27 protein-coding genes, 3 tRNA genes and 1 pseudogene are annotated in these 23,179 nt (G+C 66.6%); 20 read left to right on the forward strand and 11 right to left on the reverse strand.

The window, feature by feature from the left end:
• Positions 1 to 15: 15 nt before the first annotated feature.
• Together ACZ50N_RS05145 and ACZ50N_RS05150 are read right to left on the reverse strand one after the other, a co-directional pair.
• Positions 16 to 729: a crotonase/enoyl-CoA hydratase family protein gene (locus tag ACZ50N_RS05145; RefSeq protein ID WP_464474828.1), complete on the reverse strand. Its 714-nt coding sequence runs from the start codon at positions 727 to 729 to the stop codon at positions 16 to 18.
• Between the two features lie 387 nt (positions 730 to 1,116).
• On the reverse strand, positions 1,117 to 1,833 hold the full coding sequence (locus ACZ50N_RS05150; RefSeq protein ID WP_048424737.1) for an MBL fold metallo-hydrolase: 717 nt from the start codon (positions 1,831 to 1,833) through the stop codon (positions 1,117 to 1,119).
• A gap of 123 nt (positions 1,834 to 1,956) precedes the next feature.
• Here ACZ50N_RS05150 and ACZ50N_RS05155 point away from each other — a divergent pair.
• The 11 genes from ACZ50N_RS05155 (at position 1,957) to rplA (ending at position 6,708) form a co-directional block, all read left to right on the forward strand.
• A tRNA-Thr gene (locus ACZ50N_RS05155) sits at positions 1,957 to 2,029 on the forward strand.
• A 28-nt stretch (positions 2,030 to 2,057) separates the two neighbouring features.
• Positions 2,058 to 2,131 (forward strand) — tRNA-Met (locus tag ACZ50N_RS05160).
• A gap of 53 nt (positions 2,132 to 2,184) precedes the next feature.
• On the forward strand, positions 2,185 to 2,352 hold the full coding sequence (gene rpmG, locus ACZ50N_RS05165; RefSeq protein ID WP_003929651.1) for a 50S ribosomal protein L33: 168 nt from the start codon (positions 2,185 to 2,187) through the stop codon (positions 2,350 to 2,352).
• A gap of 15 nt (positions 2,353 to 2,367) precedes the next feature.
• Positions 2,368 to 2,847, forward strand: a complete 480-nt coding sequence (gene hadA, locus ACZ50N_RS05170; protein WP_133413612.1) for a (3R)-hydroxyacyl-ACP dehydratase subunit HadA — start codon at positions 2,368 to 2,370, stop codon at positions 2,845 to 2,847.
• Positions 2,834 to 3,262, forward strand: coding sequence for a (3R)-hydroxyacyl-ACP dehydratase subunit HadB (gene hadB / locus ACZ50N_RS05175; RefSeq protein WP_073682507.1), 429 nt, complete (start codon positions 2,834 to 2,836; stop codon positions 3,260 to 3,262). The genes hadA and hadB overlap by 14 nt, the downstream gene beginning before the upstream one ends.
• 14 nt (positions 3,263 to 3,276) lie before the next feature.
• Positions 3,277 to 3,807, forward strand: a complete 531-nt coding sequence (gene hadC, locus ACZ50N_RS05180) for a (3R)-hydroxyacyl-ACP dehydratase subunit HadC (protein ID WP_048424734.1) — start codon at positions 3,277 to 3,279, stop codon at positions 3,805 to 3,807.
• Positions 3,808 to 3,933: 126 nt separating this feature from the next.
• Positions 3,934 to 4,006: transfer RNA gene (locus ACZ50N_RS05185), tRNA-Trp, on the forward strand.
• A 106-nt stretch (positions 4,007 to 4,112) separates the two neighbouring features.
• The gene (gene secE / locus ACZ50N_RS05190; RefSeq protein ID WP_046361078.1) at positions 4,113 to 4,565 is read left to right on the forward strand and encodes a preprotein translocase subunit SecE; all 453 of its coding nucleotides are present in this window, start codon (positions 4,113 to 4,115) and stop codon (positions 4,563 to 4,565) included.
• A 50-nt stretch (positions 4,566 to 4,615) separates the two neighbouring features.
• On the forward strand, positions 4,616 to 5,437 hold the full coding sequence (gene nusG / locus ACZ50N_RS05195) for a transcription termination/antitermination protein NusG (protein ID WP_046361079.1): 822 nt from the start codon (positions 4,616 to 4,618) through the stop codon (positions 5,435 to 5,437).
• Positions 5,438 to 5,492: 55 nt separating this feature from the next.
• Positions 5,493 to 5,921, forward strand: a complete 429-nt coding sequence (gene rplK / locus ACZ50N_RS05200; RefSeq protein ID WP_046361080.1) for a 50S ribosomal protein L11 — start codon at positions 5,493 to 5,495, stop codon at positions 5,919 to 5,921.
• Between the two features lie 79 nt (positions 5,922 to 6,000).
• A complete protein-coding gene (rplA, locus tag ACZ50N_RS05205) occupies positions 6,001 to 6,708 on the forward strand; it encodes a 50S ribosomal protein L1 (RefSeq protein WP_046361081.1) in 708 nt (235 codons plus the stop codon).
• A 270-nt stretch (positions 6,709 to 6,978) separates the two neighbouring features.
• Here rplA and ACZ50N_RS05210 read toward each other — a convergent pair whose 3' ends face one another.
• The 5 genes from ACZ50N_RS05210 to ACZ50N_RS05230 form a co-directional block, all read right to left on the reverse strand.
• Positions 6,979 to 7,878: a cyclopropane mycolic acid synthase family methyltransferase gene (locus ACZ50N_RS05210; RefSeq protein ID WP_046361082.1), complete on the reverse strand. Its 900-nt coding sequence runs from the start codon at positions 7,876 to 7,878 to the stop codon at positions 6,979 to 6,981.
• A 165-nt stretch (positions 7,879 to 8,043) separates the two neighbouring features.
• Complete coding sequence (locus tag ACZ50N_RS05215; RefSeq protein WP_046361083.1) at positions 8,044 to 8,925, reverse strand: cyclopropane mycolic acid synthase family methyltransferase; 882 nt, start codon at positions 8,923 to 8,925, stop codon at positions 8,044 to 8,046.
• Between the two features lie 86 nt (positions 8,926 to 9,011).
• On the reverse strand, positions 9,012 to 9,911 hold the full coding sequence (locus ACZ50N_RS05220; RefSeq protein ID WP_464474829.1) for an alpha/beta fold hydrolase: 900 nt from the start codon (positions 9,909 to 9,911) through the stop codon (positions 9,012 to 9,014).
• On the reverse strand, positions 9,911 to 11,266 hold the full coding sequence (locus tag ACZ50N_RS05225; protein WP_464474830.1) for an ABC1 kinase family protein: 1,356 nt from the start codon (positions 11,264 to 11,266) through the stop codon (positions 9,911 to 9,913). Before ACZ50N_RS05225 ends, ACZ50N_RS05220 begins: the two co-directional genes overlap by 1 nt.
• Positions 11,263 to 12,243 (reverse strand): oxygenase MpaB family protein, encoded by a 981-nt coding sequence (locus ACZ50N_RS05230; protein ID WP_464474831.1) that lies wholly within the window; start codon positions 12,241 to 12,243, stop codon positions 11,263 to 11,265. The genes ACZ50N_RS05225 and ACZ50N_RS05230 overlap by 4 nt, the downstream gene beginning before the upstream one ends.
• Before the next feature lie 82 nt (positions 12,244 to 12,325).
• Here ACZ50N_RS05230 and ACZ50N_RS05235 point away from each other — a divergent pair, with 82 nt between their 5' ends.
• On the forward strand, positions 12,326 to 12,922 hold the full coding sequence (locus ACZ50N_RS05235) for a TetR/AcrR family transcriptional regulator (RefSeq protein ID WP_133413607.1): 597 nt from the start codon (positions 12,326 to 12,328) through the stop codon (positions 12,920 to 12,922).
• On the opposite strand, the gene ACZ50N_RS05240 is transcribed toward ACZ50N_RS05235, so the two are convergent.
• The 3 genes from ACZ50N_RS05240 to ACZ50N_RS05250 are packed head-to-tail and all read right to left on the reverse strand — an operon-like array spanning position 12,919 to position 14,921.
• A complete protein-coding gene (locus tag ACZ50N_RS05240; protein ID WP_464474832.1) occupies positions 12,919 to 13,515 on the reverse strand; it encodes a DinB family protein in 597 nt (198 codons plus the stop codon). The genes ACZ50N_RS05235 and ACZ50N_RS05240 overlap by 4 nt on opposite strands.
• Before the next feature lies 1 nt (position 13,516).
• The gene (locus tag ACZ50N_RS05245; protein WP_464474833.1) at positions 13,517 to 14,050 is read right to left on the reverse strand and encodes a DinB family protein; all 534 of its coding nucleotides are present in this window, start codon (positions 14,048 to 14,050) and stop codon (positions 13,517 to 13,519) included.
• A 37-nt stretch (positions 14,051 to 14,087) separates the two neighbouring features.
• Positions 14,088 to 14,921, reverse strand: coding sequence for an oxidoreductase (locus ACZ50N_RS05250; protein WP_464474834.1), 834 nt, complete (start codon positions 14,919 to 14,921; stop codon positions 14,088 to 14,090).
• Positions 14,922 to 15,048: 127 nt separating this feature from the next.
• Here ACZ50N_RS05250 and ACZ50N_RS05255 point away from each other — a divergent pair, with 127 nt between their 5' ends.
• Entirely contained in the window at positions 15,049 to 15,621 is a 573-nt protein-coding gene (locus tag ACZ50N_RS05255) for a DUF308 domain-containing protein (RefSeq protein WP_464474835.1), read from the forward strand.
• Here the strand turns inward: ACZ50N_RS05255 and ACZ50N_RS05260 are convergent.
• Positions 15,567 to 16,175 carry a TetR/AcrR family transcriptional regulator gene (locus tag ACZ50N_RS05260; protein ID WP_464474836.1) on the reverse strand — a complete coding sequence of 203 codons (609 nt, stop codon included), beginning with the start codon at positions 16,173 to 16,175 and terminating at the stop codon, positions 15,567 to 15,569. The two genes, ACZ50N_RS05255 and ACZ50N_RS05260, sit on opposite strands and share 55 nt — an antisense overlap.
• Positions 16,176 to 16,217: 42 nt before the next feature.
• On the opposite strand from ACZ50N_RS05260, the gene ACZ50N_RS05265 reads away from it, so the two are divergent.
• The 7 genes and pseudogenes from ACZ50N_RS05265 to ACZ50N_RS05295 all read left to right on the forward strand — a co-directional run bounded on the left by ACZ50N_RS05265 (position 16,218) and on the right by ACZ50N_RS05295 (position 23,103).
• Positions 16,218 to 16,838, forward strand: a complete 621-nt coding sequence (locus ACZ50N_RS05265) for a TetR/AcrR family transcriptional regulator (RefSeq protein WP_464474837.1) — start codon at positions 16,218 to 16,220, stop codon at positions 16,836 to 16,838.
• 37 nt (positions 16,839 to 16,875) lie between these two features.
• On the forward strand, positions 16,876 to 17,832 hold the full coding sequence (locus ACZ50N_RS05270) for a helix-turn-helix transcriptional regulator (protein ID WP_464474838.1): 957 nt from the start codon (positions 16,876 to 16,878) through the stop codon (positions 17,830 to 17,832).
• 4 nt (positions 17,833 to 17,836) lie between these two features.
• Positions 17,837 to 18,739 (forward strand): ROK family protein, encoded by a 903-nt coding sequence (locus ACZ50N_RS05275; RefSeq protein ID WP_464474839.1) that lies wholly within the window; start codon positions 17,837 to 17,839, stop codon positions 18,737 to 18,739.
• 237 nt (positions 18,740 to 18,976) lie between these two features.
• Positions 18,977 to 19,501: pseudogene (gene rplJ, locus ACZ50N_RS05280) on the forward strand (50S ribosomal protein L10); the annotation flags it as partial.
• A 62-nt stretch (positions 19,502 to 19,563) separates the two neighbouring features.
• Positions 19,564 to 19,953, forward strand: a complete 390-nt coding sequence (gene rplL / locus ACZ50N_RS05285) for a 50S ribosomal protein L7/L12 (protein WP_046361092.1) — start codon at positions 19,564 to 19,566, stop codon at positions 19,951 to 19,953.
• Positions 19,954 to 20,152: 199 nt separating this feature from the next.
• A complete protein-coding gene (locus ACZ50N_RS05290; RefSeq protein ID WP_046361093.1) occupies positions 20,153 to 21,226 on the forward strand; it encodes an ABC transporter ATP-binding protein in 1,074 nt (357 codons plus the stop codon).
• Positions 21,227 to 21,507: 281 nt separating this feature from the next.
• Positions 21,508 to 23,103, forward strand: a complete 1,596-nt coding sequence (locus ACZ50N_RS05295) for an alpha/beta hydrolase (protein ID WP_464474840.1) — start codon at positions 21,508 to 21,510, stop codon at positions 23,101 to 23,103.
• The last annotated feature ends 76 nt before the right edge of the window (positions 23,104 to 23,179 follow it).

Raw genomic sequence — 23,179 nt, forward strand, 5'->3', positions numbered from 1 at the left:
CAGTGGGTGCATGTCTCAGCCGAGCTTGAATTCGTCTGCCAGGCCGTCGATTCCAGCCTGTATCGCATCGAGGGCAGGCTTGCGAGCCTTGAGCTTGGTGGCCAGGTGGGCGCCGGCGTGCAACGTGGTCGCCGCCTCCTTGGCCACCTGCTGCGCGCGGGGGAGGACCTGATCGGCCTCGACGATCTCGTCGAGCCAGCCCGCCGCGATCGCCGCGTCACCGACGAACGTCGCCGCCAGTGCGGTACCGCGTTCGAAGGCCGCCGGTGTCAGCCGCATCCGCATGATCTCGATCGCCGAGATAGGGATGGTCATGCCGATGGCGACCTCGATCGCCTGGCAGCGCGACTTCGGTGCACCCACGCGGTGATCGGCCGACAGCAGCAAGAACGATCCCATGGCGATCGCGGGGCCGGTCGCGGCGATGATCACCGGGACCGGGAAAGTCAGAGTGCGCAGCGAGAGCTTGAACCCGCCGGCGAGCATGCCGAGCGCCGCGGCGGGATCTCCGGATTGGAAGACCGCGAGGTCGAAGCCGCCGCTGAACACCCGCGAATTGCCCGCCAGCACGACGGCCTTCACCTGTCCGGACGTGGCGTCGGACTCGGCGCGGTCGAGCGCCTCGTTGATCGCGGCCTGCATGTCCGGCCCGAGCACATTGACCTTGCCGTCGTCGAGCGTGATGGTGGCCACGGATTCGGCGAGCTCATAGGACACGGTGCTGGTCATGCGGCCTCCTGGGGCGAGGTGGTGGGGCGCATCGAACCTAACAGCGGCGGGGACGGGAAAGGCCACGCGGGGGCGACTACTCAGCTGTCGTCTCGCCCCGCACCGGTAATCGGGTACTCGACTACGCACGACCCCGCCCCTGCGTCTTCCTAACGTGATCGTCGAGCGCGGCGGTGACGAGGGGTCGCCGCGCTCCTAACCACAGGAGGACGACCATGGGCGCACACCGTAAGCCGGCACAGCCTGAACCGGATCGCCGCAGACGGCGGGTGAAAGGCCGAAAAGTGCGGCGCGACAGCGGGATTCCTGCGCTCGGTCTCTGGGAATGCGGGATCGGCGCGGGCTGGCGCTGATGGTCGACCCCAGCTCGTGCTGACCGGCGCCGGGTCAGCCGCCCATCAGCGTGCGCCATTGATCGAGAGAGCTCGCGCGGTAGACGTAGTTGCTGCGCCGGACGGAGTCGAGCGGCGCGCTCTTGGCCGCCGAATACCAGTGCCCTGGGAAGACTGTCGGATCGCCAGGCAGCGCTGCCAAGGCCTGCAGGCTGCGGAACATGTCGTCGACGTTGCCGCCGGGGAAGTCGGTGCGGCCGCAGCCCTCGAGGAACAACGTGTCCCCGGCAACCAGCCGGCCATCGAGCAGGAAACACTGGCTACCCGGCGTGTGGCCCGGGGTGTGGAGTAGCTCGATCGAGAGCGCGCCGATCTCGACGGTGTCGCCGTGCTGGTGTGCGGTGAGCTCACTCGGGGCGATCCCGGTGACCCGGGAGACCCAGTCGACCTCGTGGGTGTTGACGTGCACCGGCACGCTGGTGCGTTCCAGCAGTTCGGCGAGTCCCTTGAGCTCGAAGCCCATCATCGAGCCGCCGACGTGGTCGGGATGGTGGTGGGTGACCAACACGCCGGACAGCCGCATACCGTCGGATTCGAGGGCGTCCACCAGGTCCGTCGCGGCGTACGCCGGGTCGACGATCACCGCGTCGCCGGTTTCCCTGTCGCCGATCAGATAGGCGAAGTTGCGCATCTGCTCGGCGATCATGTCGCCGGCCGCGAAATCGCGACCTGCCAGGAGCTGACGGAAGTAGAGACGATCGTCTTCGGCCATGCGGGTCAGCGTAGGCGCATGCCCCTCACCAGCAGCCGGGTGTCCAGCATGACCAGCGGTTTGGCGCCGCAATCGGTGAGAATGTACCCTCTTTAAGGCCCGTCGCTCCGTGACGTGCTGCAGGCCCCCTTAGCTCAGTCGGTAGAGCGTTTCCATGGTAAGGAAAAGGTCAACGGTTCGATTCCGTTAGGGGGCTCGGTGGACCGCTGTGCAGGTCCGTCCGGGGCGGTGTAGCTCAGCTGGTTAGAGCGCACGACTCATAATCGTGAGGTCGGGGGATCGAGTCCCCCCACCGCTACAAGACACTAACGAGACGTATCGCAAGAGACGTAAAAGAGAGAGACGACTGCCGTGGCCTCCAGTACCGATGTACGGCCCAAGATCACCTTGGCCTGCGAAGTGTGCAAGCACCGCAACTACATCACCAAGAAGAATCGCCGCAACGATCCCGACCGCCTCGAGATCAAGAAGTTCTGCCCGAACTGCGGCAAGCACCAGGCTCACAAAGAGTCCCGCTAGGACCACCGCTGCGCCGTGTCTTTCCTGGACGAGTACGTCGGGCTGCACTATCGCCACCCCGACCACTACGTCGTCGGGCGTGAGAAGATCCGCGAGTACGCGACCGCGGTCAAGAACGACGACGACTCCTTCTTCGCCGAGAGTGCGGCGACCGAGCTCGGTCACCGGGCGCTTCTCGCGCCACTGACATTCATCTCGGTGTTCGGATATCAGGCGCAGCGGGCGATGTTCGAGACCGCCGGCATCGCGATCACCGATGCCCAGATCGTCCAGGTGGACCAGTCCCTGAAGTTCGTTCGCCCGATCCTGGCCGGGGACACGCTGTACATCGACGTGTGGATCGACTCGGTCCGCACGGCGCACGGCACCGACATCATCGTCACCAAGAACGTGGTCAGCAACGGCAACGGCGACGTCGTCCAGGAGTCCTACACCACCCTGGCGGGGCGGAGCGAAGAAGACGGAGAAAGTGGCTTTTCAGATGGCACTGCGTGAATTCAGTTCGGTCAAGGTCGGCGATGAGCTGCCCGAGAAGACCATCCCGCTGACGCGGGCCGACCTGGTCAACTACGCCGGCGTGTCCGGCGACCTCAACCCGATTCACTGGGACGACGAGATCGCCAAGCAGGTCGGCCTGGACACCGCCATCGCCCACGGCATGCTCACGATGGGTCTCGGTGGCGGGTACGTCACCTCCTGGGTGGGCGATCCGGCCGCCGTCACCGAGTACAACGTGCGCTTCACCGCGGTCGTCCCCGTCCCGAACGACGGCAAGGGCGCTGAGATCGTGTTCAACGGACGGGTGAAATCAGTCGACGACGACGCCAAGTCCGTCACCATCGCGCTCACGGCCACCGCGGGCGGCAAGAAGATCTTCGGCCGCGCCGTGGCCGTGGCCAAGCTGGCGTAGGCAGGTCTGCGCACATGGCACTCAAAACCGACATCCGCGGAATGGTGTGGGAATACCCCGACACCTTCCTGGTGGGCCGCGAACAGGTCCGCCAGTACGCCAAGTCCGTGAAGGCCACTGATCCGGCCACCCTGGACGAGAAGGCTGCTGCCGAACTCGGGCACGAATCGCTGATCGCCCCGCCGACGTTCATGGCGATCTTCGCGGTGATGATCCAGAACCACTTCTTTCAGCACGTCGACGTAGGCCTCGAGACGATGCAGATCGTGCAGGTCGATCAGAAGTTCCTGTTCCACCGTCCGATCAAGGCCGGAGACGCGCTCAACGGGACGATGCACATTCAGACTGTGGACGAACGATTCGGCGCCGACATCGTGACCACCCGCAACGTCCTCACCGATCCCAACGGCGAGATCGTGATGGAATCCTTCACCACCCTGATGGGTCATGAGGGTGACAACTCGATCTCGGCGGGCTGGGACCCGGAGACGGGTCAGGTCGTCCGCAAGCCCGTCGCCCACGACACCGGGTCGGCGGCGGATTAGTAACTCCGACCCGCGGCGCGCTACACTCGGCACTTGGGTTTTCCCAGTTGAGCGCGCTGTCCGTCGGGGCTTGTGTCACCGCACGGGGAGCGCGCAAATTGTGTGAGCCCTGCAGGGACACCCTCTAGGGGCGTAGCTCAACTGGCAGAGCAGCGGTCTCCAAAACCGCAGGTTGCAGGTTCAAGTCCTGTCGCCCCTGCTCAACTGAATACTCGATACGTGGGGCCGGCCCGGCCTGGTCTGGATACTGGACAGCAGGGCCCACGAACCGGGACCCATGACGACCGATCACGAGGGAGCACGCGGTGAGCGACGAGCGCGACGGTGCCAGCTCGGCAGGCACCGACAGCGGCGCGGAGACCGACGGCGGTGACGCACGAGTGCAGACCGCGGTCGTGAACCGTCCGCTACGACCGACCGGTAAGCGGTCGCGTCGGCCTGTCGATGTCGACGACACCGACGACACCGACGCCGCGCCCGAGACCGATGCGTCGGGTGGCAAGGACAACGGCAAGGGCCCGAAGGCGAAGAAGAAGACCGCGAAGAAGCCCAAGGACGGGCCGGGGCGCAACCCCATCGCCTTCATCTTCAACTACCTGAAGGAAGTCGTCGCCGAGCTGCGCAAGGTCATCTGGCCGAACCGCAAGCAGATGGTCAGTTACACCACCGTGGTGCTGGTGTTCCTGGTCTTCATGGTGGCGCTGATCGGTGGAGTTGACCTGGGCCTGGCCAAGCTCGTGACGTTGGTGTTCGGCTGACCCACGCGGTCACCCCACCCGACGCAATACATCTGAGAGAGGACTGACACGTGACCAGCTTCGACGGCGAGAGCGCCGCGAACGTGTCCGAGGCACGCATCGCCGATGCGGATCCGGCGGTGGTGATCACCGCCGCGGGGGCCGGCAATCTCGACGAGACCAGCCCGGCCGAGGCCGTGGAGGACGCACCGCTGGTCGAGGCGCCGGACGACGCCGACGAGGCCCCGGCAGCCGACGAGCCGGCCGAGGACGAGGACCCCGCCGTCGCGCTCAAGAAGGAGCTGCGCCTCAAGCCGGGCGACTGGTACGTCATCCACTCCTACGCCGGCTACGAGAACAAGGTGAAGGCCAACCTCGAGACCCGCGTGCAGAACCTGGACGTCGGCGACTACATCTTCCAGGTCGAGGTGCCCACCGAAGAGGTCACCGAGATCAAGAACGGCCAGCGCAAGCAGGTCAATCGCAAGGTGCTGCCCGGCTACATCCTCGTGCGCATGGAACTGAACGACGAGTCGTGGGGTGCGGTGCGTAACACCCCCGGCGTCACCGGCTTCGTCGGCGCGACGTCGCGGCCGTCGCCGCTGTCGCTCGACGACGTGGTGAAGTTCCTGCTGCCGCCGGCGGCGGCGAAGAAGCCCGGCAAGGCGGCGTCGACGGCCGCGGCGTCCTCCGAGGCGTCGATGGAGCGTCCCGAGATCCTGGTCGACTTCGAGGTCGGCGAGTCGGTCACCGTCATGGACGGGCCGTTCGCGACCCTGCCGGCATCGATCAGCGAGGTCAACGCCGAGCAGCAGAAGCTCAAGGTGCTGGTGTCGATCTTCGGTCGCGAGACACCGGTCGAACTGACCTTCAACCAGGTCGCCAAGATTTAAGCCGGGCCCCTCGGCCATGAGGACGCCCACGAGATAGAAGAAGGACAGCACAACCATGCCCCCGAAGAAGAAGGTCTCCGGGCTGATCAAGCTGCAGATCCAGGCCGGGCAGGCCAACCCCGCCCCGCCGGTCGGTCCCGCGCTCGGCCAGCACGGCGTCAACATCATGGAGTTCTGCAAGGCGTACAACGCGGCGACCGAGTCGCAGCGCGGCAACGTCATCCCCGTGGAGATCACCGTCTACGAGGACCGCACCTTCACGTTCGCGCTGAAGACGCCGCCCGCAGCCAAGCTGCTGCTCAAGGCTGCCGGCGTGCAGAAGGGTTCGGGTGAACCGCACAAGACCAAGGTCGCCAAGGTGACCTGGGATCAGGTGCGCGAGATCGCCGAGACCAAGAAGGAAGACCTGAACGCCAACGACATCGATCAGGCCGCCAAGATCATCGCCGGCACTGCCCGCTCCATGGGCATCACCGTCGAGTAAGTCGAGTAACTCGACACCGGTAGTCGTGGGAGGGCCAGCTGCGGCCCGCCAACCACAACTCAGCAACTAGGAGACATCAATGAGCAAGAACAGCAAGGCCTACAAGGAAGCCGCCGAGAAGGTCGATAAGACCCGGCTGTACACGCCGCTGGAGGCCACGAAGCTGGCCAAGGAGACGTCGTCGAAGAAGCAGGACGCCACCGTCGAGGTCGCGATCCGCTTGGGCGTCGATCCCCGCAAAGCCGACCAGATGGTGCGCGGCACCGTGAACCTGCCGCACGGCACCGGCAAGACCGCGCGCGTCGCGGTGTTCGCCGTCGGTGACAAGGCCGAGCAGGCGCTGGCCGCCGGCGCCGACGTCGTCGGCAGCGACGACCTGATCGAGAAGATCCAGGGCGGGTTCCTCGACTTCGACGCCGCGATCGCCACCCCCGACCAGATGGCCAAGGTCGGCCGCATCGCGCGCATCCTGGGCCCCCGCGGCCTGATGCCGAACCCGAAGACCGGCACCGTGACCCCGGACGTCACCAAGGCCGTCAACGACATCAAGGGCGGCAAGATCAACTTCCGCGTCGACAAGCAGGCCAACCTGCACTTCATCATCGGCAAGGCGTCGTTCGACGAGAAGTCGCTGGTGGAGAACTACGGTGCCGCGCTCGACGAGATCCTGCGTGCCAAGCCGTCCTCCTCGAAGGGCCGCTACCTGAAGAAGGTCGTCGTCTCGACCACCACCGGCCCCGGTATCCCGGTGGACCCGGCGGTGACCCGTAACTTCACGGAGGAGTAGGCGCCAGCCGAATCCGACCACAGCAAAAGTCCCCCACGCTTCGGCGCGGGGGACTTTTCTGTATCTCGGGAATCAAAAAAGCTCCTCGACCACCGGCGTACCCGGCCGTCCCGCAGCCGTCGTCCCCCACGAACGACAGTGTGCAGAATCAGCCGGAGATCCGAGTTGTCCCCCACATCGAACCCTGATGCGGTGGCCGAGGAGCCCTTTGGCAAAACATAACACCGGCGCTGTGTCGCCGCGCCGGCATCAGCGAAATACGAGCGCGGCTCAGGCCGCCGCGGCGCCTGGCTTCAGGTAGGTGACGAGGCTGACGTCCAACGCCTCGTCGACGAAGTAGTACTGGCAGCCGGTCAGGTAGCGCATGTAGTCGTTGTAGGACTGCTCGCCGGCGGCGGCGATCGCCTCGTCCTTGTGCTGCTCGAGACGTGCGGCCCAGATGCCGAGTGTCTTGATGTAGTGATTGCGCAGCGACAACGTCTCCGGCACGGTGAAGCCGGCCTTCTCGCCGTGCTCGACCATCATCTGCGTCGTCGGGATGCGGCCGCCCGGGAAGATCACCTCACCGATGAACTTCGCGAACCGTGCCAGTTCGAACGTCAACTTCTTGCCGCGCGCCTGCAGGTCGTAGGGGTGGTAGCCGCAGCTGCTCTGGATCGTCATGCGGCCGTCGTCGGGCAGGATGTCGTAGCACGTCTTGAAGTAGTCGTCGTAGCGCTCGAAACCGAAGTGCTCGAACGCCTCGATCGACACGATCCGGTCGACGGGTGAATGGAACTGCTCCCACCCTTCGAGGCGGACGTCGAACGTGCGCTCACTGTCCACCTTCGACAGCAGCTGGCTGCAGTAGGCCTGCTGGTTCTTGCTCAGCGTCAGGCCGATCACGTTGACGTCGTACTTCTCCATGGCGCGCTGCAACGTCAGGCCCCAGCCGCAGCCCACCTCGAGCAGAGTCATGCCCGGCTTCAGATCGAGCCGGTCCAGGTGCTGGTCGACGTTGGCGATCTGAGCTTCCGACAGGGTCACGGTGGGGCCGGTGAAGTACGCGCAGCTGTACTTGCGGGTGGGGTCCTGGAAGACGCCGAAGAAGTCGTCCGACAGGTCGTAATGCGCCTGAATGTCCTCGAAATGAGGAGTCAGATCCTTAGTGCCGGTGGAGTTGTCAGACATGTCTTCCTTCGTCCTGATTTCGTGGGGACTCTACTTCCAGGGGTCCCCGCCCGATGCCACATCGCAATCGTGTCCTGACCGTACCCAAACGGCGCACAGCCTTCCGGTAAACACGCTTCTCGGGCGCTCAGCCTATCGGGTGGGCCCATATACGGGCCAATCCGCTCAGGGCTGCTTGACCAACGTGAATTGGTTGACGTCGGTGTAGCCCTTGCGGAACGAATCCGCGCACCCGGTCAGGTAGTGCATGTAGCGGTCGTAGACCTCTTCGGACTGGACCGCGATGGCCTCGTCCTTGTGCGCCTCGAGCGCGGCTGCCCAGAGATCCAGGGTGCGCGCATAGTGCGGCTGCAGCGACTGCTCACGCGTGAGAGTGAAGCCCGCCTTGCCGGCATGCTCGCCGACCAGCTCGATCGTCGGCAGGTACCCGCCCGGGAAGATCTCGGTGAGGATGAACTTGATGAACCGGGCGACCGAGAACGTCAGCGGAATGCCGCGTTCGATCATCTGCGGGATCGTCAGCGCGGTGATGGTGTGCAGCAACATCACACCGTCGTCGGGCAGCACCCGGTAGGCAGTGGTGAAGAAGTCGTCCCAGCGGTCCTTGCCGAAGTGCTCGAACGCCCCGATGGAGACGATGCGGTCAACGGGCTGGTCGAAGCTCTCCCAGCCTTCGAGGCGAATCTCCTTGGTGCGCGGGCTGTCCGATGCGGCGAACACCTGCTCCACATGTGCTTTCTGGTTCTCGCTGAGCGTCAGGCCGATCACGTTGACGTCGTAGAGCTCGATCGCCCGCATCATCGTGTAGCCCCACCCGCAGCCGACGTCCAGCAACGTCATCCCGGGCTCGAGACCGAGCTTTCCCAGCGCCAGGTCGACCTTGGCGCGCTGCGCCTCTTCGAGTGTCATGTCGTCGCGCTCGAAGTACGCACAGCTATACATCTGCGAAGGGTCGAGGAACAGCCGGAAGAATTCGTCGGAGAGGTCGTAATGCGCCTGGACGTCGTCGAAGTGAGGCTTCAAGTTCTTCTTTTTTGTTTCGGCCATGAGGTGGCCTTCCTGAGCAAGCTGCCCGAAGAGGATCTCCTGAAACGGCGGTCACGCATGCCCGTCAGGCATGGTACGTGCTTCTGCTAGCCCTGCGCGAACGTCGTCTTCAGCTCGCCGACGATGTCATCCCACAGGGGTTCGGGCAGTTCGTGGCCCATGCCGTCGAACAGCACGAGTCGTGCGTCGGGGATCGCGTTGGCGATCGCACGGCCACCCGACGGGCGCATCAGTTTGTCGGCCGTGCCGTGGATCACGACGGTGGGCGCGGTGGTCTTGCGGTTGTACCCGCGCAGGCTGCCACTGCCCAGGATCGCCGAGAACTGCCTGCCGATTCCCGCCGGGTAGTAGGACCGGTCGTAGCCCTCGATGGCGTCGGCGCGCAGCGCATCGTCGGATCGGGGATACCCCGGGCTGCCGATCACCCTGCTGACCTTGACCGCGTTGTCGATGATCGCGTCGCGGCCGCTACCCGAGGGCTTGGACAGGATTGCGAGCAGTTGTTGCGGTCCGGGCGGCGGCAGCGCCGACTGGTTGTTGCTGGAGAAGATCACACCCAGTGAGCGCGTGCGTTCGGCATGCCGGGCGGCGAAGACCTGCGCGATCATGCCCCCCATCGATGCCCCGACGACATGGGCGCGCTCGATGCCGAGATGGTCGGCGAGGGCGGCGGTGTCGTCGGCCATGTCCTCGAGCCGGTAGGGCGCCGGGCTGGCCAGTCCGAGGAAGGAGCGCGCCATGCTCAGCGGCAGCGGGGACCGGGCGCGCCGGCCGCGCAGCTTGCCCGACAGTCCGCAGTCGCGGTTGTCGAAGCGGACGACCCGCAGTCCCTGGTTGACCAGCTTTTCGCAGAACTCGGTGCGCCAGAAGATCATCTGGGCGCCGAGCCCCATGATCAACACCACAGCCGGGTCGCTCGGGTCGCCCATGTCCTCGTAGTGGATGTCGATCTCGCCGGAGGGCGCGGTGCCGCTGCGCACCTGCATCAGGCGTCCAACTCCTGGTCGTGCTCGCGCGACACCTCGACCATGAAGTTCGCGAAGTATCCCGTCAGTGCCGGATCGCTCATCATCTGCCAGCTGGGCGCCAGTAATTTCATGTAGCGCTCGACGTAGAGAAACTGCTTGCCGATCAGTACCAGCTCGCGCGGCAGCTTGACGTCGTAGGCCTCGGCCAGCGCGGAGAGCTGCTTACCGATCTCGGCGTAGCTCAGATCACCCAGCGACGTCATCGTCAACGGGGTGGCGAACTTCTCGAGATCCTTGGCGGCCTGTGCTTCGGGCTTGACGGTGCCGACCGCACCCATCAGCACGACGATCTTGCCCGCGGCGGCGTGGTCCTTTTTGACCAACAACGCGTAGACCAGTTCGCGCAGCAGCCAGCGAGTCCGCGGATCGATGCGCCCCATGATGCCGAAGTCGAAGAACACGATCTTGCCGTCGTCGTCGACGGACAGGTTCCCGGCGTGGAGATCGCCGTGGAAGAGGCCGTGCCGGAGCCCACCCTCGAAGAGGCTGAACAGCAGCGCCTTGACCAACTCGGTGCCGTCGAAGCCCTTCTTGCGGATCGCGGCCACGTCATCGATGCGAATACCCGAGACGCGTTCCATGGTCAGCACCCGCTCGCTGGTGAGGTCCCAGTAGACCTGCGGCACGCGGATGTTCTTGCCCAGCGGGGAGGCGTGCATGTGGGCCACCCAGGCGTCCATCGACTGCGCCTCGAGCCGGAAGTCCAGTTCCTCGGCGAGGTTGTCGGCGAAGTCGGCCACGACGTCCTGTGCGGAAAGCCGCTGACCCAGCTTTGCGAACTCGACGAGGCGGGCTCCCCGCTTCAAGATCTGCAGGTCGGCGGCGACGCGGCGGCGAATGCCCGGTCGCTGGATCTTGACGACCACCTCTTCGCCGCTGTGCAGTGTCGCGTAGTGGACCTGCGCGATCGACGCGGAAGCGAATGGCTTCTCGTCGAACGAGGCGAACAGATTCGCCGGGTCGTCGCCCAGCTGTTCCCGGAACAGCTTGTGTACGGCCTCGGAATCGGCGGGCGGTACCCGGTCGAGAAGACTGCGAAATTCTCGGCTCAGCGGCTCGCCGAACGCACCCGGGCTGGACGCGATGATCTGGCCGAATTTCACGTAGGTCGGTCCCAGGTCGGCGAAGGCCTGGGGGATCTGCTTGACGATCTTCTGCTGCAGCGAACCGCGGGAGCGCAGCTTCGACACGACCCGCGCGCCGGTGCGAGTGACCTGCCAGCCGGTCGCGCCGATGCGCGCTGCCTCGATGGGCAGGGGCACACGGTCGAGCTTGGCTACCCCGCGGTGCTGTGTGTTCCGCGTTGTACTCATCCCTGCAGTGTCTCAAAAGCCCCTGCACGCTCGAAAATCTGTGTGCTCCGGGTCACAGGAACGTCGGCAACCGGATCGGCAGATGCCCGCGCCCTGGCCTGCTCGAACTCCGGCATCGTTCCGGACGCCTCATGTACCCCGTTGATGATCGACCAGACGAGGGCGCGCCGGGCGGTGCGCTCGACGATGTTCGGGTCGCTGTGTTGGATCAGGCCCTTGGCCCAGGGCGGCATGGTGTCGCGAACGGCCCAGTTCAGCGCCGCCTGCGGCAGCGGCAGGTTCGGCCCGGTGGCCATGGCGGTGCCGTAGGTGACGGCGAGCTTGGGCAGGTATGACTTCAGGCAGTCCAGCGTGTCGGCTTTGGTGGTGGGCAGGTCGGTGCCGCCGAGCGCGTGGCCGACGCGGACGAATTCACCGTAGTAGCGATCGATCTTCTTGCCGCGCAATGGATTCGGATGGTAGAGCTCGTGCGCGGTGGCGATGCCCCAGACCACCGTCGCATAGTTCCAGCGCAGCCACTCGGGGTCGTCGGCGTCGTAGCGCGCGCCGTCGGGCCGGGTGCCCTTGATCGTGTGGTGCATGGAACGCACCGTGGTCGCCAGCCGTTCGGCGGTCGGGGTCGAGCCGTAGGCGGTGCCGATGAAGAAGGCGACGGAGTGTCCGAGGCGGGTGAGCGCACCCTCGGGGTCGATCTGAGGCATCGGATCGTCGCGGGTGTCGTCTCGGACGAGCCGGGAGTGGTGGACGCCCATCCAGTAGATGGAGGGGTCCAGACGTTCCAGGAATGCGGCGCACTGGAGGCCGAAGATCAGCGCGTGGGTGTGCGAGTGCACGTGCCACACGGCGCTGCCCGGGCCGAACCAGCCCGGATCGCCCGCGGGCGCGGCGAACTCCATCCCTTTGAAGAAGTGCCGGCGCACATCCTGGTCGAAGCGGCGGTCGAGCACCTGGCCGATGAGCTGGTGCGGCAGGAACATCTGATCCTCCTGGTCACGGGTGTGCCCAGTTTAGCTTCTGGATACGGTTGTGACCAGACTCGCGGCGGCCTACGCTGACCGGGTGTCGACTCCCACGAGATGGGCGGGCGTGCCGCTGGTCGACCGCCGTGCCGAGCGGCGGCAACTGCTGGTCGACGCCGCGTACCGGATTTTCGGGGAGGGCGGCGAGCAGGCACTGTCGGTGCGATCGGTGTGCCGGGAGACGGGTCTGAACTCCCGGTACTTCTACGAGAGCTTCCCTGATGTCGACGCCCTGCTCGGCGCCGTCTACGACCGGGTCAGCGCGGAGTTGGCCCTGGCCGTCGACGCCGCGATGGCGGCGGCAGGCGCGTCGCTGCGCGCTCGCACCCGGGCCGGGATGGCGGCGGTTCTGGAGTTCAGCTCCACCGATCCGCGGCGGGGCCGAGTGCTGTTCACCGATGCACGAGCCAATCCTGTGCTCGCTGCCCGCCGGGCCGCCACGCAAGACCTGCTGCGTGAGGCGGTGCTGTCAGAAGGTTGGCGACTGCACCCGGGGTCTGACCCGGTGGCGGCGCAGGTCGCGGCCGCGTTGTACACCGGCGCGATGGCCGAGTTGGCGCAACAATGGCTGGCCGGGCGCCTCGGCGACGATCTCGACGCCGTCGTCGACCATGCGCTGGCCCTGGTGCTGCGTTAGTTCGCCGGGCGCCAGCGCTTGATGAAGTCGGTCTCCGGCCATTCCTCGTGTGCGGACATCAATTCGTACATCGTTGCGCCATCACAGGTTTCGCGAATGATGTCGGCGTGGCCCGCGTGCCGGGTCAGCTCCTCCATCAGGTGCAATGCCACCCAGCGGACGGTCCAGAAGTCGACGTCGCTGGGGAACCACGGCACCTCATGGGGCACCGGCACGGGAGTGTCGAGGTCCTTCTCGGCGAATGCCCTCAGCACGTCGTCGTTGACCGTGCGTAAGTCGTCGAGAAGATCGCTCAACGTCTCGTCATCGCGCATCACGTGCTGGTCGGCATGCTCGGCCATCTGCTCCTCGAGCGGCCGCGGGTCGGGAGGCGGAAAGTCGGGAGCGGCGGCGACGCGTGCGAGCCAACCGCGCTGCACGCCGGCGGCATGCTTGACGAGGCCTCCGATCGACAGCGCGCTCGCCGACGGTGTCGCGCGGGCCTGCTCGTCGGTCATGCCGTGAGCCACCGAGAAGAACGCATTCTGGTTGAGCCTGAGGAACTCGATGAGCGTCAGGCGTTCGCCGTCGGCGGGCGGTGGCAGTCCGGGCATGTCAGTTCTCCTTGGTTCGATCGTGCGGGGTGTGTGCGTAAAGATCACGGATGCAGGCGATTTCGGCACCGTGGTGGATCATCTCGCGGGTGATGTGCAGCACCAGCGTCATCATCGGGCGCTCGCCGTAAGGACCCTCGGCCGGGCCGCACGGGCGTGTCAGGGCCGCGGCGTCGAGGCTGCGAACGCCGGTGACCCAGCGGTGGTACTCGGTGTCGAGTTGGGCGATCGCGGTCGTCGCATCCGTGGCGTAGGGCCACGATGCGTAGTCCGCGGGTGGGCCCTGGAAATGCGCGTGGCTGCGCATCGCCAGCACGCCGACGATCAGGTGCGCCATCCGCCACGCGATCGTCGTGAAGGGCTCGGGTTGCGGTGGTGGGTAGGCGAAGTCGACGCGGCCGTCGGGGTGCACAGTCCAGCAGTCCGGCACCGGCTGCCAGAAGTACTCGTCGTCGGTCAGGCCTTCCAGACGTGGCCGCAGCTGCGTCCGCCAGTGGAGGTCGAGCTGGTCGATCAGTTCGTCGGTGACGTCCATGACAACACCCTGTCACCCGTTCAGGACAGATACGGTCCTATGAGTCGGCGAAGTCGGTACTCCGGGACACGTGCTCCCAGGTGCGGATGTCGTCGTCGACCGCCGCGCGGGCGGTCCCGATAAGGGTGAGCGCGTCGGAGCCCAGCACGAGGTGGGCAGGCGGCGAATCGACCTGCAGGATCGACAGGATGGCCCGCGCGGCTTTGACCGGATCGCCCAGCTGGCGGCCGCTTTTGGTGCGGCGCGCAGCACGTATCGGATCGAACAGAGCGTCATAGTCGGAAATGCGGCGCTGGGTGCGCGTCATCGATCGGCCCGCCCATTCGGTGCGAAACGACCCCGGCTCGATCGCCGTGACGTGAACGCCGAACGAAGACACTTCTTGCCGCAGACTCTCCAACATCCCCTCCACGGCGAACTTGCTAGCGCAATAGGCACTCATCCCGGGCACTGCCATCAGCCCGCCCATCGAGGTGACCGCCATGAGGTGGCCCGCACGCCGAGCTCGCATCCCGGGCAGCGCGGCCTGCAGAGTGGCTGCCACGCCGTACACATTGGTGGCGAACTGCTCGCGCATGACCGCGAGCGGGGTCTCTTCGAAGACGCCCTCGACGCCGTAGCCGGCGTTGGCGATGACGACGTCGATCGCGCCCACTGTCGCCTCGACATCGGCCACCGTCGCGAACACCGCGTCGTCGTCGGTGACGTCCAGCAACCGGGCGTGGGCGAGGTCCGGAGACAGTGCTTCGAAGGCTCGCTTGTCGTCGCGGCTGCGCACCGTGCCCACCACCCGATTGCCTTGTTCCAGGGCGACCGTCGCGATGGCGCGGCCCAATCCGGAACTCACTCCTGTGATGAAAAGCGTGCGCATGAACCCTCCACGATCGTTGATTGACGTTATGTCGATAAGTAATCGACGTACTGTCAATTTAATTCCTGCTCCGCTGTAGTCGATCGACTACATATGTGTAGTCAGTCGACTACACATGGAGGAAGCGATGTCAGAGATCACCCGCGCCGAGCGCCGCGCGACACCAGAAACCGCCTGGCTGCCGGGCTACTACGCCATACGCGGGGTGTTCTCGCTGACCTGGGTCGCTGCGGCGCTCACCGTCGGGCGGATGTCGCCCGCGGTGTCGGCGGTCCTGTTGGTCGGCTACCCGGCGTGGGATGCGCTCGCGAACGTCGCCGACGCCCGGCGGGGCGCAGGGCTGCGACGCAGCCCCACTCAGGCGGTCAATGTCGTGGTCAGCGTCGTGACCACGCTGGCCGTCGGCGCAGCACTCACGCAGAACATGAACACCGTCCTGGCGGTGTTCGGCGTCTGGGCTGCACTCGCAGGCGCGCTGCAACTCGCAACCGCCCTGCGTCGTCGAACCCGTGCCGGGGGACAGTGGGTCATGGTGGTCAGCGGAGCGCAATCCGTGGTCGCGGGAGCGATGTTCCTGGTGAAGGCCGGCGGTGCGCCATCGCCGAGTGTGGCCGACATCGGGCCGTACGCCGCGTTCGGCGCCCTCTACTTCGTCGTGTCGGCGGGCTGGCTCGCGGTCTCGGCACGGCGCGGGCGCTGACCGCCCCGGGGGTCGGCCAGCTGGTCGGCGAGCACCCCGCCGCCCGGCGGCCCCGTCGGTGCGTGGTCGTCGAGGCCCGTCGCCGCTCGCAGGAACGGTCCGAACAGGTGCCACCCCAGTTGGAGCGCCAACGCGTCGGCAGTGGCCGCCCGCGCCGCGTCGTCGTCGCCGAGGCGTTCCCGGGCGACACCGATCAACTGCTCCACGTTCGGGAACCGGTGCTGGAGGCGGCCGACGTCGAAACCGTCGAGCAGCGCGCGGGCGATCACCGTCCAGTTGCGGTGTGCGAGAGCTTCCACGTCTTCGGGGGCCGCTGCGGTGGACCGGGCCGCCTCGAGCTGATCGGCGAGATGCTCCAAGACCGCGGCCACCACGGCCTCCTTGGTGCCGATGTGGCGAAAGATCAGGCCTGCGTTGATCTTTGAGCGTTCGGCGATATCTCGCAGACTGGTGGCCGCCGGCCCGCGTTCGGCGAACAGATCAGCGGCATGGGACAGCACGACGGGCCGGATGCGGGCGCCCGCGTCGCTCGACTTGCCGGGCTCGGTCGCCATGTGGCTACGGTAGCGTTCGGCCATGTCCGTGGGTCCGGCCGTATGAGCAAGCCGTGGCAGTCCAGGCGGGCGGCACCCACCGTGCGCAAGGGGGATCTGCGCGAGGAGCAGATCCTCGACTCCGCCGAGAATCTGCTGTCCACGGTCGGTTACGCCGCCATGACCGTCGGAGACATCGCGCAGGCCGCCGGGCTCACCCGGGCTGCGCTGTACTTCTATTTCGGCTCGAAACAGGACGTACTCGCGGCCCTGGTGGCCCGCATGGCGCAGGTCCTGACAGAGGAAGCCGGCCTGGCCCGCACCGACGGAAGGTCGGTCGAGGAGGTGATCGCGGGCGCAGTCGAGCGCACGGCAGCGCTGTGGCTCGCTCACGGCCCGGTGATGAGAATGGCCGTCGACCTCGGTTCCACGGTGCCCGACATCGGGCTGCTGTGGTCTGCGGCAGCGGAGGAATCCATCGACGTGATCGCCGAGGTCCTCCAGCGCAGCGACGTCCCGTCTCATGACGGTCCGGACGGCGCTGCGGCACTCGCCCGCGCGCTGTGCTGGATGATCGAACGCAACTTTTACCAGGCATCGAAGATCTCCGCCGAGGCGATCGGCGACACCAGTAGAACCTGCCAGATCATCTGGCGCGCGGTGGCCGACCGCAACCGACGTTAGGACAGTTCCTGTCCTGAAGCTGTGTCACGCTGACGAGGTGTCCGAGACGACGAGCCGCGTGCTGCAGCTCCTCGGACTGCTCCAGTCCCGACGCGTCTGGTCGGGCGACGAGCTCGCCGCCCGGCTCGGTGTCACGACCCGCAGCGTGCGCCGAGACGTCGAGCGGCTGCGTGAGCTCGGCTACCCCGTCGCCGCCAGCAGGGGCCACGGCGGCGGTTACCAACTGGGCGCCGGCGCCGCGCTGCCGCCTCTGCTGCTGGACCCCGACGAGGCGGTCGCCATGGCGGTCTGCCTTCGGCTCGCGGCAGGTGGCAGCGTCGCCGGAGTCGGCGAATCGGCACTGCGCGCACTCAGCAAGCTCGACCAGGTGATGCCACGGCGGCTGCGCTCCCAGGTCTCCGCCGTCCACGAGGCCACGGTCACCTTGACATCGGGCGCGCCCGAGTCCGTCGTCGAACCCGACGTGCTGATGACGCTCGCCCGAGCCAGCCGGGACCGCGAACACGTCACCGCCGGCTATGTGGACCGGGGCGGAACCGCGACGCGGCGCCGTCTCGAGCCCTACCAGCTCGTGACCACGGGTCGCCGCTGGTACCTGCTCGCGTTCGACCGCGACCGGCAGGACTGGCGGAGTCTGCGGCTGGACCGGATGTCCGACGTCACCGCGGTCGGCACCACGTTCGCGGCGCGCGACGCTCCGGACGCGGCCGCCTACGTGCGCCGCTCGATCAGCACGTCGCCGTACCGGTATGTGGCCCGTATCCGCTATCACGCACCCGTCGACATCGTCGCCCCGCACTTCCCGGCCGGCTCCGTGGACATCGAAGCCGACGGCCCCGACGCGACCATCGTCACCGCCGGTGCCGACGATCCCCGGGCGATGGTGCCGTGGCTCGCGATGGTCGACGCCGACTTCGAGATCCTGGAGTCTCCCGAGCTGGCCGACGCGATGGTGGCGATGGCGGCGCGGATGCGACGTGCCACGAGAGGATGACCGGATGCTCACGCTCGCCCTCGACATCGGCGGCACCAAACTGGCGGTGGGACTGGTCGACGACTCCGGCGCGCTGCGACACCGCGCGGAACTGCCGACACCGCGCGCCGACGCCGAGACGATCTGGGCCGCCGCCGACAACCTGCTCAGCGGTGCGTTGGCGGCCGCCGGTGGCACCGTGGACGCCATCGGTATCGCATCAGCCGGCCCGATCGATGTCCCCGCGGGCACCGTCAGTCCGATCAACATCCCTGCCTGGCAACGCTTTCCGATCGTGGCGCGGACGGCGGAGGTCACCGGTGCCACGGTGCGTCTCGGCGGCGACGGATTGTGTATGGCGCTGGGGGAGCAGTGGCGCGGCGCGGCGGTGGGCGCCCGTTTCCTGCTCGGCATGGTGGTCTCCACCGGCGTCGGCGGCGGACTCGTTGTCGACGGAGCGCCGTTTCACGGACGGACGGGCAACGCCGGCCACGTCGGTCACGTCGTGGTCGAACCCGACGGATCGCCGTGCACGTGCGGCGGACACGGTTGTGTCGAGACCGTTGCCGCCGGCCCGTGGCTGGTGCGATGGGCGCGCGAGCACGGATGGCAGGCCTCGGCCGAAGCCAGCGCCAGGGAGCTGGCCGACGATGCACGACGCGGCCACCCGGTCGCGCTGCAGGCATTCGGCCGCGGCGCCGACGCGCTGGCGCGGATGATCGCTTCCGTCGCAGCAACGTGCGATCTGGACCTCGTGGTCATCGGCGGTGGCGTCGCTCGCGCCGGGACGTTGCTGTTCGATCCGCTGCGGGCGGCGCTGAAGCACTACGCCGGCCTGAGCTTCCTGCACGATGTTCAGGTGGTGCCGGCCCGGCTCGGTGGCGATGCCGGGCTGATCGGTGCCGCCGCCCTGGGCCGTTTTGGCTGATCGGGGCGCAGCACGCTATTCTTGCGGGCGTTCCACCGAAGACCGTCGGTCACCAGTCACATGGTTGAAGGTCCGGGTTTTACCCGGCGGCCCACGCAGGAGGACGAGGCACGTACCTCACATGTGTGCGCCCCGACCTGTCTGCGTCGGGGCGTTCGTCGTTTCGCGACCTTCTCTCCTGCGCCCGGCCGGCGCTCCTCGATGGGACATCCGTACACCCACCACGAGGAGGCATGCATGGCCAAGGCTGACAAGGCCACCGCGGTCGCCGACATCGCCGAGCAGTTCAAGGAGGCGACGGCGACGCTCGTCACCGAATACCGCGGACTGACGGTCGCCAACCTCGCGCAGCTGCGCCGTTCGCTCGGCGACTCCGCCACCTACACCGTTGCCAAGAACACCTTGGTCAAGCGTGCGGCGGCGGAGGCGGGCATCGAAGGTCTCGACGAACTGTTCGCAGGTCCCACCGCGATCGCGTTCGTCACGGGAGAAGCCGTCGACGCCGCCAAAGCGATCAAGACCTTCGCCAAGGACAACAAGGCGCTGGTCATCAAGGGCGGCTACATGGACGGCCGCGCGCTGTCCGTCGACGAGGTCAACCGCATCGCGGACCTCGAGTCGCGCGAGGTGCTGCTGGCCAAGCTGGCCGGCGCGATGAAGGGCAACCTGACCAAGGCTGCCGGTCTGTTCAACGCTCCGGCGTCGCAGGTCGCACGTCTGGCTGCCGCGCTGCAAGAGAAGAAGGCCGCTGAGGAAGCCGCATAGCGGCTCCCGCACGTTCCACCCACCCACAGACATCAAGAAGTAACGAAGGAAGGACCATCATGGCCAAGCTGTCCACTGAAGAGCTGCTCGACGCGTTCAAGGAGCTCACCCTGCTCGAGCTGAGCGAGTTCGTGAAGGCGTTCGAGGAGACCTTCGAGGTCACCGCTGCGGCGCCGGTCGCCGTTGCTGCTGCCGGCCCGGCCGGCGGTGCCCCCGCCGAGGCCGCCGAGGAGCAGTCGGAATTCGACGTCATCCTCGAGGGTGCCGGCGAGAAGAAGATCGGCGTCATCAAGGTCGTCCGCGAGATCGTGTCCGGCCTGGGCCTCAAGGAAGCCAAGGACCTCGTCGACAGCGCGCCCAAGCCGCTGCTCGAGAAGGTCACCAAGGAGGCCGCCGAGGACGCCAAGGCCAAGCTCGAGGCCGCCGGCGCATCGGTGTCCGTCAAGTAAGACGCAGTTACGTAGCCGTCGGGTTCGAATCGGGCATCGACGACAACGTCAAAAGTGGGGCTGGTCTGGCAAACAGACCAGCCCCACACTGCGTTCAGGCCGGTCCGGCTTCGGCACGTGGGCCGGTAGGTTACAGTGACTCAAGCCACAGGCGGGTAATCCGTGGCGAGCACGTGCTGGTGAGGCGAGAGGAATTCGCGTGGGCATTGGTATCCAGGTCGAGGGATTGACGAAGTCCTTTGGTTCGCAGCGAATTTGGGAAGACGTCACGTTCGACCTGCCCGCCGGTGAGGTGAGCGTGCTGCTGGGCCCGTCGGGTACCGGTAAGTCGGTGTTCTTGAAGTCGCTGATCGGCCTGCTGCGGCCGGAGCGCGGCAAGATCATCGTCGATGGCACGAACATCATCGAGTGCTCGGCCAAGGAGCTCTACGAGATCCGCACGCTGTTCGGCGTGATGTTCCAGGACGGCGCGCTGTTCGGCTCGATGAGCCTGTACGACAACACGGCGTTCCCCCTTCGTGAGCACACGAAGAAGAAGGAATCCGAGATCCGTCAGATCGTGATGGAGAAGCTCGACCTCGTCGGTCTGGGTGGGGACGAGAACAAATTCCCCGGGGAGATCTCCGGTGGTATGCGCAAGCGTGCCGGCTTGGCTCGCTCGCTGGTGCTGGACCCGCAGATCATTCTCTGTGACGAGCCGGACTCGGGTCTGGACCCGGTGCGTACGGCGTATCTGTCGCAGCTGCTGATCGACATCAACGCCCAGATCGACTGCACGATCCTGATCGTGACGCACAACATCAACATCGCGCGGACGGTGCCCGACAACATGGGCATGTTGTTCCGCAAGCATTTGGTGATGTTCGGGCCGCGTGAGGTGTTGTTGACCTCTGACGAGCCGGTGGTGCGCCAGTTCCTCAACGGCCGCCGCCTCGGTCCGATCGGTATGTCGGAGGAGAAGGACGAGTCGACGATGGCCGAGGAGCAGGCCATGGTCGACGCCGGCCACCACGACGGTGGTGTCGAGGAGATCGAGGGTGTGCCGCCGCAGGTGATGGCCACGCCGGGCATGCCCGAGCGCAAAGCCGTCGCGCGTCGTCAGGCGCGGGTGCGCGAGATCATGCACACCCTGCCCCCGGCTGCCCAGGAAGCCATCCGCGAGGACCTCGAAAGCACGCAGAATTCCTCTGTTCGCGACTACGACGGCGAGCAGTCGCGTCGTGACGAGGACGATGCGCCCACCGGGCGTATCCCCGTCAGCGGCGAACGCTGACGGCAGCCCGTTCCCCGGGCGACACAATCATCTGACGTGAGCGGCTTTGCCGCGCGCTGATCAACCCCCCGACAGGCGCCGTTCTCGGCGCCTGTCAAGTTTTCATCGCCCGTTCTCTTGCGGGGCCGTCATAGCGGCTATACAGTTTGCCAGAATCGCGTCGTCGCGCGGAAAACCGCACTCACGACAGTTGCGCGTGATTTCTCGGTGCTGTCTGAAACAGGAGAAAAATGGTCGACCGCTATCGGGTCTGGTTGGGGACAGGCTTACTAGCGGGGGGAATGTCAGCTGCGATGCTGACCAGTGCGGGTGTCGCGGCGGCTGACGAGGGGACCTCGTCGGGCACGGACACCCAGGCATCATCGAACGCCACACGAGGCGGCGATGACGCGACGACGGTGAAGACTGCTCCGAAGCGGGACCGCAGGCTCGGTCTCAAGCCGCACCGGGACGAGTCCGAGACGAAACCGGACGCGACGAAACCGGACGCGACGAAACCGGACGCCGACAAGCCTGAAACCGATCCCGACGCGAGCGATCCCGACGCGGGAACGCCTGTCGTGGCGTCCCCGGATCCCGAGCCGACCACGGCGACGGACGACCCGAAAACCACCGGTCCGACGCGCAAGCCCGTGCGGTCACTGTTCGGCGGCGGCAAGCACCGCGCGCCGGAGTCTGACCCGGAATCTGACGGGGTGAAGGCCGAACCGTCCGTCACCGAGCCCACGAGTGCATCCGTCACCGAACCCGTCAGTGAGCCCGCCGCCACGTCCTCCGAGCAGCGTCGCTCCCACTTCAGCGCGTTCGCCACGAGTGTCGAGACCGATCTGGGTGCACAGGACGGCGCAATGGTGATGCAGCTGGCCGCTGCCGAGGCGCCGCCGGTGCAGACCAAGTCGACGTTGCTGGACGTGCTGAACACCATCGGGAAGAAGTTCTACGACTTCTACACCGACACCATGCAGTTCTTCGCCGGTCCGGTCCGCACACCCTTTGGCAGCAGCGTCCGGGTGGAGTCCTCGACGCTGACCATCGGCGGTCACAAGGACGTCCCCGCGGACTGGTACTTCCCGGACACCGACTCACCGGCCGGGCTGATCTACCTGCAGCACGGTTTCCTGGCCAATGCCTCGTTCTACAGCGCGACGGCGGCCTACCTGGCCGAGAAGACCGACAGCATCGTGGTGGTGCCGTCGCTGACGTGGAACCCGTTCGACATCGACGACTATCCCCTCGAATGGCCCAGCACCGGGCGCGCGATCGCGGCTCTGTTCGCCGGCGACCGCGCCGCGCTGACCGCCAGTGCGCGCGCCGCCGGTTACGACGGGGTCCTGCCCACGCGGGTCGTGCTCGCCGGACACTCGGCCGGCGGCGGCCTGGTGGCGATGGTCGGCAGATACATGGTCGAGACCGGCAATGCCGACGATCTGGCCGGTCTCATCATGTTCGACGGGGTTGGCACGCTGAGCTTTCTGGGGCAGGACATCGCGGCCATCCCCACGTCGATCCCGGTGTACAACATCGCCGCCGGGCCCAGCTCGTGGAACTGGTACGGCGACACGAATCGCAAGCTGAACTCCGTGCGGCCGGGCATGTTCACGGGCGTCACCTTCCGGGACGGTTCGCACGCCGACGGCATGCAGACCACCGCGCCGATCGTGCAGTACTTCGCCTACCTCGCGATGGGGCACTCGTCGCCGGTGGATGTGCTGGCGAACAAGGTGCTCGCCGCGGGCTGGATCAACGACATGCTCGACGGCACCCACACCGACCGGCTCTACAACAGCGGCGCCTCGGCGTGGAGCGTCGTCACCGGCTGGTGGTGGGATCAGCTGACCTCGTCATCGACCCGGCGCGTACGCGCCGTGACGATCTGATGAGCATCTGATGCGGCAATTACCCCCAAACACCGCGTTGTCTCTTGACGGAAGAGCGAAACCGGGCCAATCTATT

The organism is Mycolicibacterium obuense, from assembly GCF_055397605.1.

Coding starts and splice junctions, on each gene's coding strand:
- ACZ50N_RS05275 (WP_464474839.1), top strand. CDS start 17,837: ATGCTCACGCTCGCCCTCGACATCGGCGGCACCAAACTGGCGGTGGGA.
- ACZ50N_RS05245 (WP_464474833.1), bottom strand. CDS start 14,050: ATGGACGTCACCGACGAACTGATCGACCAGCTCGACCTCCACTGGCGG.
- ACZ50N_RS05255 (WP_464474835.1), top strand. CDS start 15,049: ATGTCAGAGATCACCCGCGCCGAGCGCCGCGCGACACCAGAAACCGCC.
- ACZ50N_RS05220 (WP_464474829.1), bottom strand. CDS start 9,911: ATGCAGGTGCGCAGCGGCACCGCGCCCTCCGGCGAGATCGACATCCAC.
- ACZ50N_RS05150 (WP_048424737.1), bottom strand. CDS start 1,833: ATGGCCGAAGACGATCGTCTCTACTTCCGTCAGCTCCTGGCAGGTCGC.
- ACZ50N_RS05230 (WP_464474831.1), bottom strand. CDS start 12,243: ATGTTCCTGCCGCACCAGCTCATCGGCCAGGTGCTCGACCGCCGCTTC.
- ACZ50N_RS05145 (WP_464474828.1), bottom strand. CDS start 729: ATGACCAGCACCGTGTCCTATGAGCTCGCCGAATCCGTGGCCACCATC.
- ACZ50N_RS05295 (WP_464474840.1), top strand. CDS start 21,508: ATGTCAGCTGCGATGCTGACCAGTGCGGGTGTCGCGGCGGCTGACGAG.
- rplK (WP_046361080.1), top strand. CDS start 5,493: ATGCCCCCGAAGAAGAAGGTCTCCGGGCTGATCAAGCTGCAGATCCAG.
- ACZ50N_RS05265 (WP_464474837.1), top strand. CDS start 16,218: ATGAGCAAGCCGTGGCAGTCCAGGCGGGCGGCACCCACCGTGCGCAAG.
- rplA (WP_046361081.1), top strand. CDS start 6,001: ATGAGCAAGAACAGCAAGGCCTACAAGGAAGCCGCCGAGAAGGTCGAT.
- ACZ50N_RS05210 (WP_046361082.1), bottom strand. CDS start 7,878: ATGTCTGACAACTCCACCGGCACTAAGGATCTGACTCCTCATTTCGAG.
- ACZ50N_RS05215 (WP_046361083.1), bottom strand. CDS start 8,925: ATGGCCGAAACAAAAAAGAAGAACTTGAAGCCTCACTTCGACGACGTC.
- ACZ50N_RS05260 (WP_464474836.1), bottom strand. CDS start 16,175: ATGGCGACCGAGCCCGGCAAGTCGAGCGACGCGGGCGCCCGCATCCGG.
- hadB (WP_073682507.1), top strand. CDS start 2,834: ATGGCACTGCGTGAATTCAGTTCGGTCAAGGTCGGCGATGAGCTGCCC.
- ACZ50N_RS05225 (WP_464474830.1), bottom strand. CDS start 11,266: ATGAGTACAACGCGGAACACACAGCACCGCGGGGTAGCCAAGCTCGAC.
- rplL (WP_046361092.1), top strand. CDS start 19,564: ATGGCCAAGCTGTCCACTGAAGAGCTGCTCGACGCGTTCAAGGAGCTC.
- ACZ50N_RS05250 (WP_464474834.1), bottom strand. CDS start 14,921: ATGCGCACGCTTTTCATCACAGGAGTGAGTTCCGGATTGGGCCGCGCC.
- ACZ50N_RS05240 (WP_464474832.1), bottom strand. CDS start 13,515: ATGCCCGGACTGCCACCGCCCGCCGACGGCGAACGCCTGACGCTCATC.
- hadC (WP_048424734.1), top strand. CDS start 3,277: ATGGCACTCAAAACCGACATCCGCGGAATGGTGTGGGAATACCCCGAC.